This window comes from Synechococcus sp. PCC 7336, assembly GCF_000332275.1.
Lineage (GTDB): Bacteria > Cyanobacteriota > Cyanobacteriia > Thermostichales > PCC-7336 > PCC-7336.
On sequence record NZ_CM001776.1, the window covers coordinates 4734669 to 4752731 of the forward strand.

Sequence of the window (18063 nt, forward strand, 5' to 3'; positions counted from 1 at the left end):
CTCATTGCTAAAAAGCAAACATCGCTCCGTATTCCTAATGATGCTACTACGATCGCATGAGTGATATTTTCGGTCTAATGTCCTGACTTCCTGTCAAAAAATATCATCAATCCAGGGGCAAGTAATTTTTTCTGGACTTCATTAGATTGCCACAATCAATAGAGCGCGAACCATCATGCCTTCCAATCAAACCTTTCTCTCTATAAACACAAGCGTCGATACCTCTGTGAGCAATGGAGGTATTTTCTTTCCAAGTGGCGACCCAATCGAATTCGAGCTGGAACCAGCATTAGACGGAAGATTAGTTTTTGATTTTGATGCTATTGAAGTCACTAACGTTGGAGGGCCTATTTCAATCAGTGCCGTCTCGCTTAACAGTCAGTTTTTTCCCGATAGAACAGGCTTAGTCATTCTTCGTGGCGGTACTGCAAACGACACTTTAACTGGCTCTTTAGAAGTTCCTACTCTATTAGTAGGAGGTCAAGGTGATGATGTATTGTCGAACGGCAATGGTGAGGTTTTTCTCAACGGCTCTGTAATCATAACTGATGGCTCAGTTACTGATGGTATAGAGACTGATACTCTTTCCAATGTGACTGTGATTCTTGTTACGACATCTGACAGTGCAGATAATACTCATAGTGCATCTGGCGTTACTGCAGAGCTTGAAACCTTAATTACAGACAATGGTGGTGGAAATGATGAATTTTTAGGATCGCCTAATAGTGACGCATTTTTTGCTGGCGATGGCAATGACACTCTAAAGGGGGAAGGTGGAAACGATAACTTGCAAGGCCAAGGCGGTGCAGACCTCCTTGTGGGTGGAGAAGGAAATGACTTCTTTCGAGGTGGAAGTGAAAATGACACACTGGACGGAGGAGATGGCAATGACTTTATCGTTGGGGAAGAAGGTGACGACAGCATTATTGGTGGTGATGGTGACGACGATATCTTTGGAGAAAGTGGCAGTGATAGAATTTTTGGAGGTCTAGGAAAAGACAGTATATCAGCTGGTGAAGGCGATAACTATGTTGATGTTGGTGAAGGGAATAATGATGACGATGTCTTTGCCCTTGATGGTAATGATACTGTTTTAGGCAATCACGGTAACAATCGAATTTTTGTTAACGGTGGTGATAATCTAGTTGAAGGTCGTGATGGAAAGGATGATATTTTTGCTAGTGGTGTAGGCCAAAACACGCTGATTGGAGGCAATGGTAGTGACTTTATCGTTGCATTTGATGGTGACGATATGCTTTTTGGAGACAGTCAGTTTGGGGAAACTAGTGACGATGGTGACGATTCAATCAGAGCAAATGGTGGAAATGATACCATCAAAACTGGAGGAGGAAATGATGATGTTCTTGCAGGTGATGGAGACGATCGTATCGATCTGGGAAGTGGAGACGATACTGTTACCTTAGATCGAGGTAATGACACAGTATTTGGTGGCAGTGGAGACGATCTTCTTTTTGCTAGTCTTTCGTTTGAAGGGGATCGCGACAGATTCTTTGCAGGCGATGGCAACGATACAGTCTTTGCCGGTGTTGGATCTGAAATTATTCGAGGTAATGGAGGAGACGACTCACTAAGAGGAAGAGGAGGAGAAGATCGAATTTTTGGTGGTAGTGGAAACGATACGATTGAAGGATTCGATCGCGATCTCATTCTCGATGGCGGCAGGGGAAACGACGAAATTAGCACCTCAGGAGGTTCCGAAGAGATTCGAGGCGGATCTGGGAACGATACGCTCGTCGTTGACGAGGAATTTATTCGTTATGAATTGACCGATGATGTACTAGCATTGACGACTATATCGGGTGAAATTCTAACCAGTGATTTGTCGGGAGTTGAAAATGCTCGTCTGACTCTCAGCCAATTTGCTGCAATCAACGGAACCTTCGATATTTCGCAATTTAGTGGCGAAGTCACGTTAATTGGTAGTTCTGGAGATGATGTCTTTACAGATGGGGAAGGTAGCGATGTACTCGATGGTGGAGGTGGCATCGATCTGCTTTACCACGAGTCAAATGAGAATCAGTATCTCCTTGATGGGGAATTGATTAGTGGGGATACAATCAACCAACTGATCGATATCGAACAGGTTCAGTTGTCGGGTGGCGCAAGAGGGAATCTTTTAGACGCTTCTGAATTTACTGTCTCAGGTGTAACCCTCAGTGGCGGAGGGGGAGCTGACACGCTAGTAGGAAGTAGTCAAGACGATCGCCTAGAAGGAGGCGAAGGTAGAGACTACCTAGAAGTTTCTGGCACTACAGATTTTGTCCTGACTGATGATGCTTTAGCGATAGGAGTTGTAGAGCCTATCGAGAACCTACTCGATCTGAGAGAACTTCCTGAGGCAACTCCACTGGCAACGATCGCCGAACGGGACGAGCTGGAGAGTATCGAACGAATTCGGATTACTATAGATAGTGAAGCGGATAGCGACACAGGCGACGAGCCTGGTTCGATTGTTAATGCCTCTGCATTCACTACCGGCAACGTGACGATTGAGGGCGGTCTCGGTCGAGATTTACTCATTGGTGGCCAGCGGGCTGATAACTTGAGCGGCGGTGCAAATAACGACACATTGAGCGGAGGATTGGGGGCTGACATAATCAATGGTGGCGAAGGTATAGATCGCGTTATTGAGGAGGCCGACGTCAATTTCCATTTGTTTAGTGATGCAGTTGATGGCTTCTTGATAGGAGTTGGCCGCGACAGACTCATCGGAGTTGAAGAAGTCTATCTAACTGGTGGCGAAAGTAATAATCGCCTTTTTGCCAGAGCCTTTAGCGGCAGAGTTTCTTTAAATGGTCTCGAAGGAAATGACACTCTAAGCGGTACAGTTAACAACGATGAATTATTTGGCGGAGAGGGTGAAGATCTTTTATTCGGTAATGGTGGAAACGATACCATTGAGGGAGGGGATAATGACGATATCATCCGGGGAGGTGGAGGTCTAGATACTATCTTTGGAGATGATGGAAATGACGTAATTGATGGCGGGGCTGACCTCGATATCATTTTTGGTGGCGATGGAAACGACGAAATTTCTGGTGGTTCTCACGCAGATAGGATCTTTGGCGATCGCACTGGAGGCATGGGCTTAGGAGATGACGAATCTGAAGCTGGCGCTGGTGAAGACCTTCTAAGAGGTGAAAGTGGAGACGACTTTATCTTCGGTGGTCAATTAAATGATGAAATCATTGGGGGCCTTGGCGTAGATATTATCGATGGAGGTACTGGTAACGATCTATTATTTGTCGAATCTAGGCTTGGATTTAATGCAGAACTTCTCGACACTCAATTCACATTCTCACTTACCTTTGACCAGATAGTTGGTGGTATTTTAACTACTTTCCGTAACACAGCATATGGAGGAGATGGTAGTGACACCATCGTCGGTGGAGGTGGCAATGATACTCTATTTGGCGATCGCAATTATTTAGATGACCAAACCGAAGATACACTCGAAGAAGGATCTGGGCGAGATTTTCTTTTCGGCGGAGTTGGTAACGATAGTCTAATTGGTGGAAATGATGCAGATTTTCTATATGGAGAAATAGGTAGAGATACCTTAATCGGAGGCTCAGGAAGAGACACTTTGATTGGTGGAAGTAATGACGACTTCCTTGTTGGAGGCTCCCATAGTGACACCCTTATTGGAGGGGGTGGGATGGATATCCTACAAGGTGATGATGGAAATGACTTATTAATCAATGGGAATTTCTTTGGAAACGATCCTTTAAACGATAGCAATATCATACATGGAGGCAAGGGCGAAGATACACTCCGAGCAATTGGTAGAAGTTTTATAATGGATCGTCCATTGGAGGCGTTTGTCGATATCCTTGTAGGAGGTGAGGATGGAGATACTTTTGAATTAATAGAGTCTTCTTCAGTTGAAGGTCGTTTATACGATCAATCAAGAACTGCAATCATACAAGATTTTAATCCTGCTGAGGGAGATAGAATTCAATTATCGGGCTCTAAAGGATCGTTTGCATTAGATCCATTCACGAATGGGGATGGAAGTCTATCAGGGGTTGATATTCTATACGAGACAAATTTGTTTGGATCTATCTCCCTGCCAGCAATATTTGAGATCGACAATGGTATTCCTACAGGCCATGTTTTAGTTGCTCGACTCTTTAATTTAGATGGAGTGCTTGATGATTTTTCACTACAGAGTAGTGCATTGACATTTGTCGGTGTGTGATTATAGTCCAGTAAAAAGAGGGGCTACTTCACGGTTGTATTTCGATAAATACTCTCGATAATTAGTCCCCCCCGTCCCTGTATCTACTCCCACTTTCGACAGTTGCTGTACGGCCAGTCCCAAATGTCCCTGGTGAAAGCGACGCTTTTGCTCATCGTAATCAGCCAATTGCTCTAACAAGGGCTTGGCAAATCCGTGACGTTTGAGAGCCTCAATTCGCTCCGTCCGAGTCTCTCCAGCAGCGCGATCGCATAATTGCTCGAAAAAATACACCAGATTGTAGTCGCGATAGCGCTCGAACCACTCCCCCACCCGATCGCCATAGCGACGCTCGAACTCCAGCTCAGCCGGATGCAAATTCCCCGCGCGATCGCGAGTGCCGCCCCGCCAATAAGGCTCCCCCACCCCACTCATAATTTCGAGGCGGCGAAATTGGACCGATTGAAAGCCGCTGGTGGGGCCAATGCTAGACCGAAATTCCACAAAAGCGCGCATCGTGCCCAGAGTAGGCATAGCCCGATTGGCAATGGCGTAGAGGTCGAGGACGCGACGAAAAAAATAGCAAGCTTCAGTCGTATCGCTGATAATTGGATCGCCCGAATCTTGCAGAGCAGCAGCGATCGCCTCTAAAGTCCGCTCCAAATCCAGAATCGCTTGGTGAAAAGCCAACTCGCAAATCTGATGAACCGCGATAAATAGATCTTCATCCCGCGATGCCGTCACCGGCTGCTTGCACTGCAGCAAGCGATCGAGACCGTGATAGCTCCAATAATGGTTTTGGCTGATATCCCGCTCGGGGTCGATGGGAGGTAGTGGCTGGAAACTCTGTGGAATTGGCATATGGAAAGCGAAGAAAGGCACGCTGACATTCTAGCGATCGCCCTCTCCACCCCGAACGATACAGCCAGGTCAAACCTAGAACATGTCAGTTCGACAAGTGCTTGCCCTTCATTCCCAAGCCCCCTCGCAAAGCGTGGCATCAGCCGTAACTTGAGGCTCAAAACCCAGCAAGCAGCATTTGCGGCTGTTTCTCCCCTCTCCCTGGGGAGAGGGGCCGGGGGTGAGGGCAATGCAGAGCTCTCGAACTCAGGTTAGACCCCTTCAATTTCCCGGCCGCCCCAGCCAAAACAGAGATATGATGGCGAGCAAATTGTTAGCGATACAAAACTGATGGCTGCAGTCTTAGAATTCACCGTGCCGAAACTAGCTTGCGCGGTGTGCGTAGAAAACATCACTCAGGCGATCGCCGCTCTCGATGCCGGAGCGTCGGTAGACGCCGATCCGAAAACCAAGCAGGTCAAAATCGCCCTCTCGGCAGACTTTGCCGCCCCAGAGCAAGCAGAACTCTCAGTCCGTCAGACCCTCTCTGCCGCAGGCTATCCGCCTGCTGAATAGCCCTTTAGCGCAGCTCCCCTAATGGCGCTCGTCCTCGTCGTCGAATTGGCGCTCGGGATCGTACTCACGACCGATGTCTAACTGAGGTCGAACATCGAACATCTCTTGTGGAGAGAGCCTGATTTCGTCCCAATCTCCAACGCTAGTCGGAGTACCGTACCAATGGCGAGGAGCATTGGCGGGGGTAGGGTGGTGGCGAGAAGGATGGTGAAGGGAAGTACTCATGTTGCCTCCTTTCAAATCATTGGCAGCGACTCAGAGGTGCAATGCGATCGCGTCAGGATATCCTGTTGAGTCCTGCGCATCTTTAGTATCTCCGATCCGAGCTCTCTTCGCGGGCTGTCGATCGTCAGAATGCAACTCAATGACGGGCATTCTCAGGCTGCCATTGCCTCAGGTTTATCTTCTCGCAGCTCTCCAAAGAATCTTTAAAGCTGCGGGATGGAGCAGCCTAGATTGGGCAAGGCGATCGCACAATAGAAATAGAGTGGGAGTGTCTGTCTGCAAGAGTTGTGTTGATTGGGAGCTTCAAGCCATGTTTCAGCGATCGTTGACCCTCGGCATCGTGGCAGCCGTCCTGATGGTACTTCCCGTTCGCGCTAACGAAGCCTCTAGAGCACTGCTGGAGCAGGCGGTGGTGCGGCAAGATTGGGACTATGCCATCGGCATGGTCGATCGGATCGCCGAAGAGGAAGGACCGACGCTATCCCTATTGGAGTATCGCGTGCATTTGGAACTGCTGCGGGCTCATGCCGAGCTCGATCGGCGAGAAGAGGATTTAGATCGGCGGGAAGCACAATTGGCACAGCAAGAGCAGCAGTTACAGACTCAGAACTCCACCGATTTGGCTCGTCTGGAGTTTCAAGCCTCCATTCAGGAACGGCGCGATCGCCTAGAGGAGAGACAGGAACGGCGCAATCGCCAGCGATTGCAGTTGGCTGAAGAAGATTTTTTGCGGGCACTGACACTGGAATCGCGCTCTAGGGCGGGTGCGTTCAGTCGGTCGGGCTTCCCCTTCAGAAGATGTTTTGGCCTGTCTTGTTCTCGGTTCCGCAGCTTTTGACGAGGTGTTGTGGTGTCGTAGAGGTTCGACGCAATTGCTACGAGCGCCAGCCCAGGCGAACGGCAGACAAACCGAGCAAAAGGGCGATCGCCACCAGACTGAGGGTGTCGGTGAAGGTTTGAACCAAAAACACAACTGACATACCCAGCAAAATACTGCCCCCCAATAGCAAGACTTTTTGAGCGAAGAGGCGACCGCTGCGATCGAGTTCCCGTTTGAGGGGCGTGAAGCCGAAGGCTAGTCCCAGGGCAAGGATCGAGGGAATTAGATTGATGGGAGTTGGGTCGAAGACATAGAGGCCGACGGCCAAAATGCCAAGGGCAATGAGGATAATGCGAAAGGTGATAAAGTCTTGCCGCAGCAGCTCGCGACGGTTGGAGAACTCATCATCGTCAATGCCTTCGTAAGAAAACGATGCGAGCCAGTTGGGCTCCCCATCGCGATCGCGCAGGGGTTGGGCATAGAGATTGACTTTGCGAATATCGGGGGCAAAGGCTGCATCTAGAGCGGCATGCACGATTTCGGCGAGCTGTTGGCTGTTGAGGGTTTCCCCGGGGATGTGCCGCACGAGCACTTCTAAGATAGGGCCTTTTTGCTGCACGCGTGCGAGACAGTGCAGCGCATCGAGCTGCTGGTTGAGGATGTGTTCTAACTGTCGCAGGTGGCGCTTCATCAGCCTCAGTTGCCCAGTTGAGCTAAGCTTGCCTCAGTCTAGCGAATCCCCTGCAGCAGGAACCACTCCGCTGCGTCGGCTCGCCAGTCATGGGTCGAGGGCCGAGCCTGCTGCTGCGATCGGCTGTATTTTTGGCAGCTCGAGTACGAACGTAATCCATCCCCCTGCACTCTGGGCTGCGATGCTGCCGTGCAATTGTGTTGCCATTTGCTCGACTAGCGCCAAACCGAGCCCCGTGCCGCCGTGCTGCCAGCGATCGCTGTCGCGTACGCGATAAAACTTTTCAAACAGGCGGGGTAAGGCTTCTGCAGGCAGTTCGCCCCCATTGCGCACTGCAAAAGAGACGCGATCGTTCGTTTCTGTGACCGTCAAGTCAATCTCCCCCTCAGGAGGGGCGTACTTGACCGCATTGTGTAACAGTTCCCGCAGCATGCGAGCCAGACAGGCGCGATCGCAGTCCAAAAAAATCTCCGGCACATTCGCAATCAAGCGCTGAGTATTGCTGCCAGCCTCAACCTCGATCGCCAGCAGCATCTCCTCCAGCCAAGGCTGAAGCTCGATCGATTCAATCTGAAAGGCATAGCGATAGGCTTCCAATCGCTGTAAATCGAGCAGATCGCCCACCAGTTCGAGCTGGCGGTTGCATTCGCTCAAAGCCAAGGCGTAATACTGCTCTCGCTTTTTCTCAGACCGAATCGTGCGCATCATGGTCAGGGCCATGTGTACGTTGGCAATCGGCGATCGCAATTCGTGAGATACGGTACTGACGAAGTCATCCTTCAAGCGATTGAGTTCTTCGAGTTCGTCGCTGCGGTGACAGACCGCTTGGTAGAGACGGGATTGACGTACCGCGATCGCGCATTGGTCGGCCACCTGCGCCACCAAATGCTGCTCCAATTCACTAAACGCTTCTCCAGCAGCGCGGATAGCCCAAAAATCGCCAATCACCTCCCGCTCGTCGGCGATCGGGTAGGCCAATTTCGCGATCGCTGGCGGGCCGCCATTCACCGGCAGCGGGCAGTATTGAAACGACTGCCCCTGTAATAATTGATCGTAAATCTCGGGACAAGAATCCATGTCAATGCGGCGATCGCGGTAGGAATAGGAGGAAGTGGAAAACTCGTAAGTCACCTGGGCGCGGCGTTGCTGTAAGTCGTACAGCCCCGCATAGCAGTTTTGCACTCCTAACACCTGCGCGACCTCTTGCACGGCGGTTTGGACAATCTGCGTTTGGTCCAGACTGTTGCGCATCTTATTGGCAATTGTCGATCGAGCGGTCTCGAAACGCAAAGCCTGCTGAAATTGCTGCGCGAGGGTTTCAGCCTTCTGTTCTAGACTGGTATTGAGCTGAACCTCTCGGGCATACAACTCCGCCTGTTGAATGGCGATCGATAGGCGATCGGACAGCGCTTCGGCCAGTTCCACATCCGCTTTCGGCCAGACTGAAGGCCCCACTTCTCGCATCAAAGCCAAACTCCCCCAAACTCCTGCCCCGCTCTGTAGCGGCAACAATAGCCAAGCCCCCGGAAACTGCTGGGCTAGAGGCTGGCTAACCAGCTTTCGGCAGCGGCTCCCATTGCGAATGTACACTCTTTGCAACTGCTTGAGCTTCTCGGTTGCAGGATTGCTTTCGTCAGGGATCTCGAAACCGGCGGGAGTTGAGGAATCGCGATCGCGGCGGTAGCCGCCCAATCCGCGCCAGAGGCTTTCCTGGGGCCGATATTGCGCAATCTCCACCCGCTCCAACTGCAATCGCTGGCCAATCTCCGTAGCGGCAGTGGCGCAAATCTCTGACAGGTCGAGGGACTGGTGCATGACGCGCACGACTCGGTTGAGGATGCGTTCCCGTTCGACTTGGGCTTGGAGCTGACTGGTGCGCTGCCAGACTCGCTCCTCCGAGCGAGACTTGAGGGAATGCAGCTCGGCCCTAGCCTCGCGCAAGTCCAATTGGTGGCGAATGCGAGCCAACGCCTCCTCGAGCTGAACTGGTTGGGCAATGTAGTCAGCGCCTCCGACTGCAAACGCGCGCGCGGTGTCGAAGGATTCTACCGAACTGCTGAGAAAAATGACTGGAATCTCTCGGGTGGAGGGAGAAGCTTTGAGTTGTTGGCAGACCTCGTAACCATCTATATCCGGCAGCTCGATGCCGAGCAAAATCAGATCGGGCGGAGCGGATCGCGATACCCCGAGTACCATCTCTCCGCTGGTTGCCTTGCGAATCTCATAACCTGTGGCCGCAAGTTGGACGGAGAGGAAAGGCAAATTTTCTGGTCCGCCATCCACAATCAGGATACTGCCCTTCGGCGAGGGAAGGGGTAAAGCGGTTGTCATGGAAGCATTGCTCGACGAAATCGACAATTTTTTCGCTGCTGAAAGTTTTCGCTGCATCAGTCAGGATACTGAATTGTATACTACAGCACAGTCACAATGCAGTTAAAAACACAGCTTCTCGATTAGCAGCACCGAAAGTAACGTGAACTCTTTGGCATTGCGTACAATCGAAAACGCCTCTGGAGCGAGTAATTTATGACATAGTCAGTCTCCTGGCAAGCGATTGAAAGTACCCAGTGCAAATGCTCGATATTGTCCCTCAGATATCTATCTCGGAGGAGCATGTGGCCGTGAAAATTTTCTCAATTGGCTGAGGAGATTATCGAAGGTATATTACTCACAATTGCCGCTTAGAGCAGTCATCGAGGTTACAATTTGTCGCTCGCGCCGCTATCCTCCCAGCAGGGACGAGTCAGCACAGAGCAGCGATCGCCGCTCGGTCCGGGTGTCTAAGCTTCCCGAGCCGACATCACCTCGGCCAGTAACTGAGCCACTTCGGGACGAGAAAACTCTGGAGGAGGGGTCTTGCCGTCTCGCAGCAGGGCTCTCACTTTGGTGCCGGACAAATGCACGCGATCTTCGGGACCGCTGGGGCTGGTCTTGCTGGTGGCCATCGTACCCGTCTTTTTGCAGAAGAAGGCATGCTCGAACTTGAGGGGGATAATGCCCAATTCGTCCGGCTGGAACTCGTCGAAGATATGTTGGGCGTCGTAGGTGCCGTAGTAGTCGCCTACGCCTGCGTGATCGCGACCGACGATGAAGTGGGTGCAGCCGTAATTTTTGCGGATGAGGGCGTGGAAGATGGCTTCGCGAGGACCGGCATAGCGCATAGCCGAGGGATTAATCGCCAAAATGACGCGGTCTTGGGGGAAGTAGTGCTGCATCATGATTTCGTAGCACTGCATCCTCACGTCAGCAGGAATATCGTCTTTCTTGGTGGCTCCCACCAGAGGATGCAGGAAGAGACCGTCGACAATTTCTAGAGCGCATTTTTGAATGTATTCGTGGGCGCGGTGGATGGGGTTACGGGTTTGGAAACCCACAACGGTTTCCCAGCCCTTTTCTGTAAAGGCGGCACGAGAGGCGGCAGGATCGACTTGATAGCTGGGAAAGAGGGGATGGGGATCCCGTTGCAAGAGGGTGACGGGACCGGCCAAATTGACGTTGCCCTGTTCGTAAATCACCTTAACGCCAGGGTGCTTCTCTTCCTTAGTGCGGTAGACGTAAAAGGCTTCTTTTTCTTTGTCGGGCGTGAATTTTTCGCTCAGTTCCATGGTGCCGAGCAGGCGACCGGTCGCGTCTTGCAGGCCGATGGTTTGACCGATGCTGAGGCTGTCGGCGATCGCTTCTGTGACGGGCAAGACAACGGGGATAGACCAGACGTTACCGTCACTCAAGTGCATGTCGGTGACGACGGAGAGGTAATCCGCTTGGCCCATAAAGCCGGTAATAGGGCTGAAGCCACCGATCGCGATCATCTCTAAATCCGACTGGGCACGGGCATCGAGGGTCACGCGCGGCAAGGAGTCCGCCCGAGCGAGAATTTCGGCCCGCTGCTCGGAGCTGGCAATGCGATTGACCAACGTACCGCCATGGGGGGCGATAGTCTCGGGGGACTGTACGCTCATCGGTGAGGTCCTCCTGCTACGAATCGTGAAGAAAGTTTACAACAACAGGGTAACCTGCTCGGGGCTTTTTCTCTCACCGAGATTTCGGGCGGGGCAGTAGGTTATTTCCCAGGCAGGGCAAGGGTTGTCTTTACTGTACTGCGGCCAGTTCTACTGCCGTCAGCACCTCGCTCGTCTCTGGCGTTTCAAACAGGGCTCGCACTGCGGCAGCATATTGGGTATCGGAGGGGGTGGCGATGGCGGCGCGATCGCGGGCCAACTGCAGCCGAGCAGAATCGGACAGTTCGATTTCTAAATCGGGGATCAGTCCCTGTTGGTGGATGTCGCGACCGTCTGGCGTGCGATAGCGGGCGGAGGTAACCGTCAAACAGGAGCCATCGGATAGGAGGTACATCATTTGAACAATGCCTTTACCAAAGGTGGGGGTTCCCACAATTGTGGCCCGGTCGGCAGCTTGGAGTGCTCCCGCCAAGACTTCGCTAGAACTGGCAGAACCGCGATCGACCAGGACTGCTAGGGGCTTATCGGTCAGGGGCTCGCGGCGATCGACAATCCGACGGACGCGATCGCGATTTTCTAGCGTCACAATCGTGCCGCCATCGAGAAACATCTCGGCAATGTCGGTACTAGCCTCCAGCATTCCCCCCGGATTGGAGCGCAGGTCCAAGAGGTATGCGTCTACCTGCTGGGCTTCGAGGGTGTCGATCGCCTCTTGCATGTCGGCAGCAGTTCGGTCGGTAAACTTGGTCAGTCGGATATAGCCAATCTCGCGATCCCCCTGGCGGTGGAGTTCGTAACTCACGGCAGGTCGCTGCCAAGCCTCCCGCTGCATCTCTACGACTAAGCGATCGCCTCCTTGCCGTTCCACTTCGAGGGTGACTGCGGTGCCGCGATGGCCGCGAATGCGACGTAGCGTTTCGTAAACAGTCAGGTCCGCAGTACTGCGGTCGTTCACAGCCAAGATAATGTCGTATTGCTGCAGCCCCGAGGCAAACGCGGGGGAATCGATTGGGGGAGGGGAGGCGAGCGTTGGACGTCCCCGCTCGTCAAGCTTCAAGCTCAAGCCCACCGTTGCCAGATCCCCTCGGCTGGCCATCCGCATGTGTTGGAAATGCTCGGGTTCGAGAAAGTAGGTGTAGGGGTCTGCAAAAGATTGGAGAGCAGAGTGAATGGCGGCATAAGCTTGCTCGGAGGTGGCATAGTCTCGCGATAGCAAGGTTCGCCGCTGTTGTGCCCAAGCGCTATCGCTGGCGCGAGCACTGAGATGGTCGGCATCCACGATGTCTGCCACCTCCGCCACCAGTTCCGTTGGGGAAAGGGGGGGACTGGCCCAACTGCGGGCGGTGAAGGGGACGGTCAGTAAGACGGTGGCGATCGCGGAGAGCGTGCTAGAGAGCAAAAAGTCGGTCAATCTCATAGGGGTGGGAGTTCGAAGGGATGGGAATCGCCGATCCAGTTGCAAAGATAATCTCAGTGCTGCTGCGATCGCCCGACCGCGAAGTGACAGTTGGGCTGCGAGTGGAGAGATAAATAGTTTGTTCTTACTGAGAAGGAAGTATCACGCAACGGCCACCTTAAGAAGTATTGAAAACTACATGAGAGTGCGCTGAATCTACTCTGCCCAGAAATGCACAGATTTTGACCGGTAAAACATTACTTAAATCGATACTTAAATCGATCGCTTGGCTCGGGACATCGAACAGTCAAGTCTTTGGAGGAATTGAACGGTAGGTTGAGGGTTTGAGGCTATTTCTCCCCTCTCCCTCGGGAGAGGGGCCGGGGGTGAGGGCAATGCAGAGCTATCGAACTCAGGTCAATTGGGGATTTCACACTAAAAAATCCTCCCGATCGTGTCGGAAGGATGTCAGCTAGGGATAGAAGGTGCTTAAGCGGTGACGCTGGCTAGTGCTTGCAGTTGAGGCAGCTTAGTCGCCACGACGGGGCTGTATTGGGGCATCACCTGAGCGGCATGGAAGCAGCCGTAGAGATGGCGATCGTGCAGCCACTGGGCTGTTTTCAAATACCCGAGCGCGGGACCGTTGACATTGGCGGCCATGCTGGTTTCGTTGCCCAAGGTAAAGGTATGGGTGCTGACCTTGCCCTCAAAGGTAATGCCTTTGATTTGCACGTTGGTTTGCAAGGGTTTGCGGGAATTGCGAGTATCCATAATGCCGCCGACGGTGACGCGATCGCGGGGGCAAATGCCTGCCAACTCTAGCATCAGATCGTCGGCATGTTCCATGTTAGACAGGTACAGCTTGCCGTCGGTTTTATCCAGCAGTGCTTTCACTTCTTCATCCGAGAGGGCACGGGCGGATTCCACATCGAAGCCGTCCATGTGGGCGATGTCTTCGCGGATGGTGGCGCGATATTGGTCCCAATTGGCAATGCCGACGCCAAATTCGATCTCCACTGAGAGGATTTCGACATAGCTTTGGGCGGCGATCGCCGCTGCAGCCGTCAGCAGGCCGGGGGTCGCTCCCGCTCCCGCGATATAGGTGATTTCTGCCTGCTGCAATGCTTTGGAGCGCTCTAGCACCATTGCCATCGCCGACGTGCGCTTGAGGGCATCGGCGACAACCCCTTTGTAGCCGGAGGCGATGATGCGATCGATGACTGACGGGATGAAGTGATTGGGCAGGTTGGGCAAGGCAAGGAAAATGGCATCGATCCGATCGCCGCGATCGCTGAGAATTTGGTCGATGGCGCGATCGCACAACTGACCGTCGGGGTGCAGAGCGCAGCCGGCAAAGTCAGCAGCAAGGGGAGCAATTCCTGCGGGGTTAAACACATATCCCGATCGATCCAAAATCGCTACCGCCCGCATCCCTTGCTTGTACTGCACGAGATCCAGCATCGAGCGACCCAAACCGCCTGCGCCAAAAATAGCCAATCTCACAATCGATACCCCGCAATGTCATTCGACTCTTTGGGTGTCAATTTTACTCCTGCCCTTCACCCCTCACAATGGGCAGGGGCGATCGGCATCTGTCGCCAGTACTCATACCCTCGAAATCGAGATTTGCGTGTGCAGGGTAGAGGACAGTAATTGCCGATCGCCCCTCAGACCCGAAGCGGGATTGACTGCACCAGAAACTGGCGCAGTATATTTAGGCAAGGCAGAAGCAGCCACAGCAATATGGCGATCGCAAACCGCCAAACCATGCGTGGGATCGTATCCGCGCCATCCGGCCCCTGGCAGATAAACTTCAACCCAGGCATGTAAATCTCCGTCATCGAGATCGAGATCGCCTTCTTGGTAGCCACTAATAAACCGAGTGGCCAAACCAGCAGCTCGACAAATATCCATAAACAGAACGGCAAAATCGCGACAGGAACCTTGCTTTTTTTTCCACGTCAGCCCAGCAGGCCAAGGTTGTCCAGTTTCTCGAGTAATATAATCGCAATTTGCATAAATCTTTTGGTTGATGCTTGCGAGAAAACTCAGCACATCTTCTCGTGCTTCATGTACGAGATCTCGAGCTAACTCTAAGACAGAAGCATCGGGCATGGGGCTATAAGGTTGCAAGTAAGCCTGCAGTTGCTTCAGCATAGAACTTGGATAATCAAAGGGTATTGTTGTTGCCCAAGGTTCTACAAGGTAATCAAATGGATTGGTTTCCAGAGTTTCTACTTTAGCAAGAACCTGTAAGGCGAGTTGCTTGGTTGATCGATCGAACCAAATTTTAGTTAAGTTATTTCCATCGAGATCGATGAATTCCGAGCATCCTTGGGGCTGAGGAGCGATCGACAAGGAAAAATCGTGTAGTCTTTGCCAACTATCAGAGCGGGGGCGCAGTCGGATGAGGTGTGGGCTTAAGCTGACAGATTGGCTATAGGTGTAAGAGGTTTGATGACTAATTTGGTACAACATTGAATGGAGGCGAACAGATCGAAGAGAATATGAAGAATAAGTTCTACCAATAGAATTGGCTGTATTTTTGCAATCATAATCTTGACTTAACTTAGAACTTTATTCTCCACAGTCAGAAAGGTGGTATAGATCCGATCGCCTACACTATTGATTTCACTTTGCATCTCATCTAAAAACTCATGCAAACCAGATTCAATCACATCGTCTACTGTAGTATATCCCAAGCGAGCACATAATTTGCCTAGAGATCTTTCTGCTCGGTTGCACCAAGTTCCGATGGGAGTATCTGTGATTGCATGCAGGCATTGTTCGGATTGATGGAGACAGAAATAGATCGAGCGCGGAAACTGGCGATTGAGAACCAAAAACTCTACAACACTACTGGGAATAATGCGATGTTGGAATTTTCGGTACATTTCGTAAGCACTCGCTGATTTCAGCAATGAAATCCACTGAATTCGATCTAAAGGTGTACCCACCCATTCGACAGAAGGGAGCAAAAGAAAGTACTTAACATCTAGAAGTCGAGTGGTTTTATCTGCCCGTTCTAGAAATCTTCCCATTTGTCCGAACTGCCACCCTTCATTATGAGCCATGGTTGCATCCATGACCCCAGCAAAACTGTGGCTGGCCAACTTGACTTGACTTAAAAAGCTCGGCAGATCGTCCAAGGGTTGCTCTGGCGCTGCTTCTTTGACCATGAGGTAAAACGAGTTGACTTCCTCCCACATTTCGGAGGAAATGGTCTCGCGACACGAGCGAGCATTCTCTCTAGCTCCTTTTAAACAGGAGATGATTGAATTGGGATAGTCCTCATCAAAGGTTAAGAAGCGGATGACATTGCGAGCATTAGCTTCTTCGTAGTATTTGTTAAAGTGTTCTACATCTCCTGTGATAGAGACTAAAGGATCCCATTGATGATCGATATCTGATGGCAAATCGAGCATCAGGTTGAGGTTTACATCCACAAAACGGGATACATTCTCAGCTCGCTCTATATAACGGTTTAACCAGAAAATCGAATCGGCTACTCTACTTAACATTGGTTTTGCATTGTTGATTGTTTGATGTTCTGCTGTCGATCGTTATACTTTCTATCCCTAGTGAGTGAGTACCCAAGTATCTTTACTGCCGCCACCCTGGGAAGAATTGACAACAAGAGAGCCTTTTTTAAGGGCAACGCGGGTTAATCCCCCTGGGTGAACGTAAACTTCGTTGCCGCGATTGAGAACGTACGGCCGCAGATCGACGTGCCGTCCCTCGACCACACCCTCAATTAATGTGGGAACTCTGGATAAACTGAGTGTCGGCTGGGCAATGTAGTTGCGCGGACTAGCAATAATCTTTTGGGCAAATTCTGCCCTTTGTGCTTCTGTTGCTTGCGTTCCGATTAGCATGCCATACCCTCCGGCTTCATTGGCTGCTTTCACAACCAGTCGATCTAAGTTTTTGAGCACGTGGTCTCTATCTTTGTCCTGCCAGCAAAGATAGGTAGGGACGTTGTCTAAGATCGGTTCTTCTCCCAAGTAATAGCGAATCATCTCGGGAACGTAAGCATAAATCACTTTATCATCCGCCACTCCTGTGCCTGGCGCATTCGCGATCGCCACTCGGCCTTGTCGGAACACCTCCATTAAACCGGGAACCCCTAACAGAGAGTCCGATCGAAATACCTTGGGGTCTAAAAATTCATCGTCAACTCTGCGGTAGATGACATCAACTCGGCGCAAACCTTGGGTGGTCAGCATCTGCACGTAACCATCCACTACCACTAAATCTCTTCCTTCCACCAGCTCTATTCCCATTTGCTGTGCGAGGAAAGAATGTTCGTAGTAGGCTGAATTATAAATTCCGGGCGTCAAAACCACCACGGCAGGATCGGGTAAGTGGGCAGGAGCCAATCCCAATAAGGTCTCTAGTAAATAGCTGGGATATTCATCAATTGCTTGAATTGCCATAGTTTGAAAAATTTCGGGAAAGGTGCTTTTCATCACCCGGCGATTCTCTAATACATAGGAAATTCCCGAGGGCACTCTGAGATTATCTTCCAAAACATACCAACGCCCATCACTATCTCGCACTAGGTCAGTTCCGACAATATGACACCACGTATCGCTAGGAGGTTTAATACCAACACAAGGCTGGCAAAAACCAGAAGCCGTACGGATCGGCTCAGCCGGTATTTTCCCATCTTGGACGATCTTCTGCTCGTCGTAAATGTCACTTAGAAAAAGATTGAGGGCTTTAATTCGCTGTTGCAGCCCCCCCTCTAGCCACTGCCATTCTTGGGCGGAAATAATGCGTGGAATAATATCGAATGGAAAAACCTTTTCGACACCGCGATTGTCGCCATAGACATTAAAAGTGACACCCATTTTAAGTAGGGCAATCTCCGCTGTTTTTCGCTGCCGCTCCAAGCGATCGACACCTAACTTCTGCATCCACTCAATTAAAGATTTTGCTTGAGGTCGTGCTACACCTTTGGCAACAAATAGTTCATCATAAAAATCTTCTGGATCGTATTCTCTTAACCACATAATTTCATCTCTACACGGTATCAGTCATAGTGCGATGGAGAACTGAACCCTATTCCCATGGTTGTCTAGCGACTGACTTGGTTTGCACAGTTACATGCCTGCAGCTGGCAAAGCTGTAGCATACACTACAATTTAGCGCTCCTGCCCAATTTGATGGATTGCGAATTCCTAGGGCCTGTCATCAGTTAAGTCAGATAACCAAAGCAGCTCAATAAATGGCTCCGAGGAAGTTACGAGCGGTTTTATCGTAACGAGTCGCAGTCAATAGGCAAAGTATGGGCCATAAACGAGCTATGCAGAGCTAAAGAATCGTTGAAATTTATGGTGAGGTCTTAGCCCA

Annotated in this window: 13 protein-coding genes and 1 pseudogene; 3 read left to right on the top strand and 11 right to left on the bottom strand. The window is 51.2% G+C overall.

Annotated features, from left to right (window positions below; translation table 11 throughout):
- The first annotated feature begins 175 nt into the window (after positions 1–175).
- The gene (locus SYN7336_RS31350) at positions 176–4222 is read left to right on the top strand and encodes a calcium-binding protein (protein ID WP_017328196.1); all 4047 of its coding nucleotides are present in this window, start codon (positions 176–178) and stop codon (positions 4220–4222) included.
- Here SYN7336_RS31350 and SYN7336_RS22450 read toward each other — a convergent pair whose 3' ends face one another.
- On the bottom strand, positions 4223–5062 hold the full coding sequence (locus tag SYN7336_RS22450) for a tryptophan 2,3-dioxygenase family protein (protein WP_017328197.1): 840 nt from the start codon (positions 5060–5062) through the stop codon (positions 4223–4225). It abuts the gene before it with no gap.
- Positions 5063–5392: 330 nt separating this feature from the next.
- On the opposite strand from SYN7336_RS22450, the gene SYN7336_RS22455 reads away from it, so the two are divergent.
- Positions 5393–5617, top strand: coding sequence for a heavy-metal-associated domain-containing protein (locus SYN7336_RS22455; RefSeq protein ID WP_017328198.1), 225 nt, complete (start codon positions 5393–5395; stop codon positions 5615–5617).
- 18 nt (positions 5618–5635) lie between these two features.
- Here SYN7336_RS22455 and SYN7336_RS31355 read toward each other — a convergent pair whose 3' ends face one another.
- Positions 5636–5842 (bottom strand): hypothetical protein, encoded by a 207-nt coding sequence (locus tag SYN7336_RS31355; RefSeq protein ID WP_156820285.1) that lies wholly within the window; start codon positions 5840–5842, stop codon positions 5636–5638.
- A gap of 310 nt (positions 5843–6152) precedes the next feature.
- On the opposite strand from SYN7336_RS31355, the gene SYN7336_RS22465 reads away from it, so the two are divergent.
- Positions 6153–6680 carry a hypothetical protein gene (locus SYN7336_RS22465; RefSeq protein ID WP_026101236.1) on the top strand — a complete coding sequence of 176 codons (528 nt, stop codon included), beginning with the start codon at positions 6153–6155 and terminating at the stop codon, positions 6678–6680.
- Positions 6681–6717: 37 nt separating this feature from the next.
- Here the strand turns inward: SYN7336_RS22465 and SYN7336_RS22470 are convergent, their stop codons facing one another.
- From SYN7336_RS22470 to SYN7336_RS22510, 9 genes and pseudogenes are all read right to left on the bottom strand, one after another.
- Positions 6718–7353: a hypothetical protein gene (locus SYN7336_RS22470; RefSeq protein WP_017328199.1), complete on the bottom strand. Its 636-nt coding sequence runs from the start codon at positions 7351–7353 to the stop codon at positions 6718–6720.
- Between the two features lie 87 nt (positions 7354–7440).
- Positions 7441–9684: an ATP-binding protein gene (locus SYN7336_RS28425; RefSeq protein ID WP_017328200.1), complete on the bottom strand. Its 2244-nt coding sequence runs from the start codon at positions 9682–9684 to the stop codon at positions 7441–7443.
- A 449-nt stretch (positions 9685–10133) separates the two neighbouring features.
- Complete coding sequence (sat, locus tag SYN7336_RS22485) at positions 10134–11312, bottom strand: sulfate adenylyltransferase (RefSeq protein ID WP_017328202.1); 1179 nt, start codon at positions 11310–11312, stop codon at positions 10134–10136.
- Between the two features lie 130 nt (positions 11313–11442).
- Entirely contained in the window at positions 11443–12729 is a 1287-nt protein-coding gene (locus tag SYN7336_RS22490) for a S41 family peptidase (protein ID WP_017328203.1), read from the bottom strand.
- 468 nt (positions 12730–13197) lie between these two features.
- Complete coding sequence (locus SYN7336_RS22495) at positions 13198–14211, bottom strand: saccharopine dehydrogenase-like oxidoreductase (protein ID WP_227498564.1); 1014 nt, start codon at positions 14209–14211, stop codon at positions 13198–13200.
- A gap of 102 nt (positions 14212–14313) precedes the next feature.
- Complete coding sequence (locus SYN7336_RS32535) at positions 14314–14865, bottom strand: transglutaminase family protein (protein ID WP_227498706.1); 552 nt, start codon at positions 14863–14865, stop codon at positions 14314–14316.
- A gap of 87 nt (positions 14866–14952) precedes the next feature.
- Positions 14953–15186, bottom strand: a pseudogene (locus tag SYN7336_RS32540) (transglutaminase N-terminal domain-containing protein); the annotation flags it as partial.
- Positions 15187–15272: 86 nt separating this feature from the next.
- Positions 15273–16229, bottom strand: a complete 957-nt coding sequence (locus tag SYN7336_RS22505) for an alpha-E domain-containing protein (protein WP_026101237.1) — start codon at positions 16227–16229, stop codon at positions 15273–15275.
- A gap of 57 nt (positions 16230–16286) precedes the next feature.
- The gene (locus SYN7336_RS22510) at positions 16287–17723 is read right to left on the bottom strand and encodes a circularly permuted type 2 ATP-grasp protein (RefSeq protein WP_017328207.1); all 1437 of its coding nucleotides are present in this window, start codon (positions 17721–17723) and stop codon (positions 16287–16289) included.
- Positions 17724–18063: the final 340 nt, after the last annotated feature.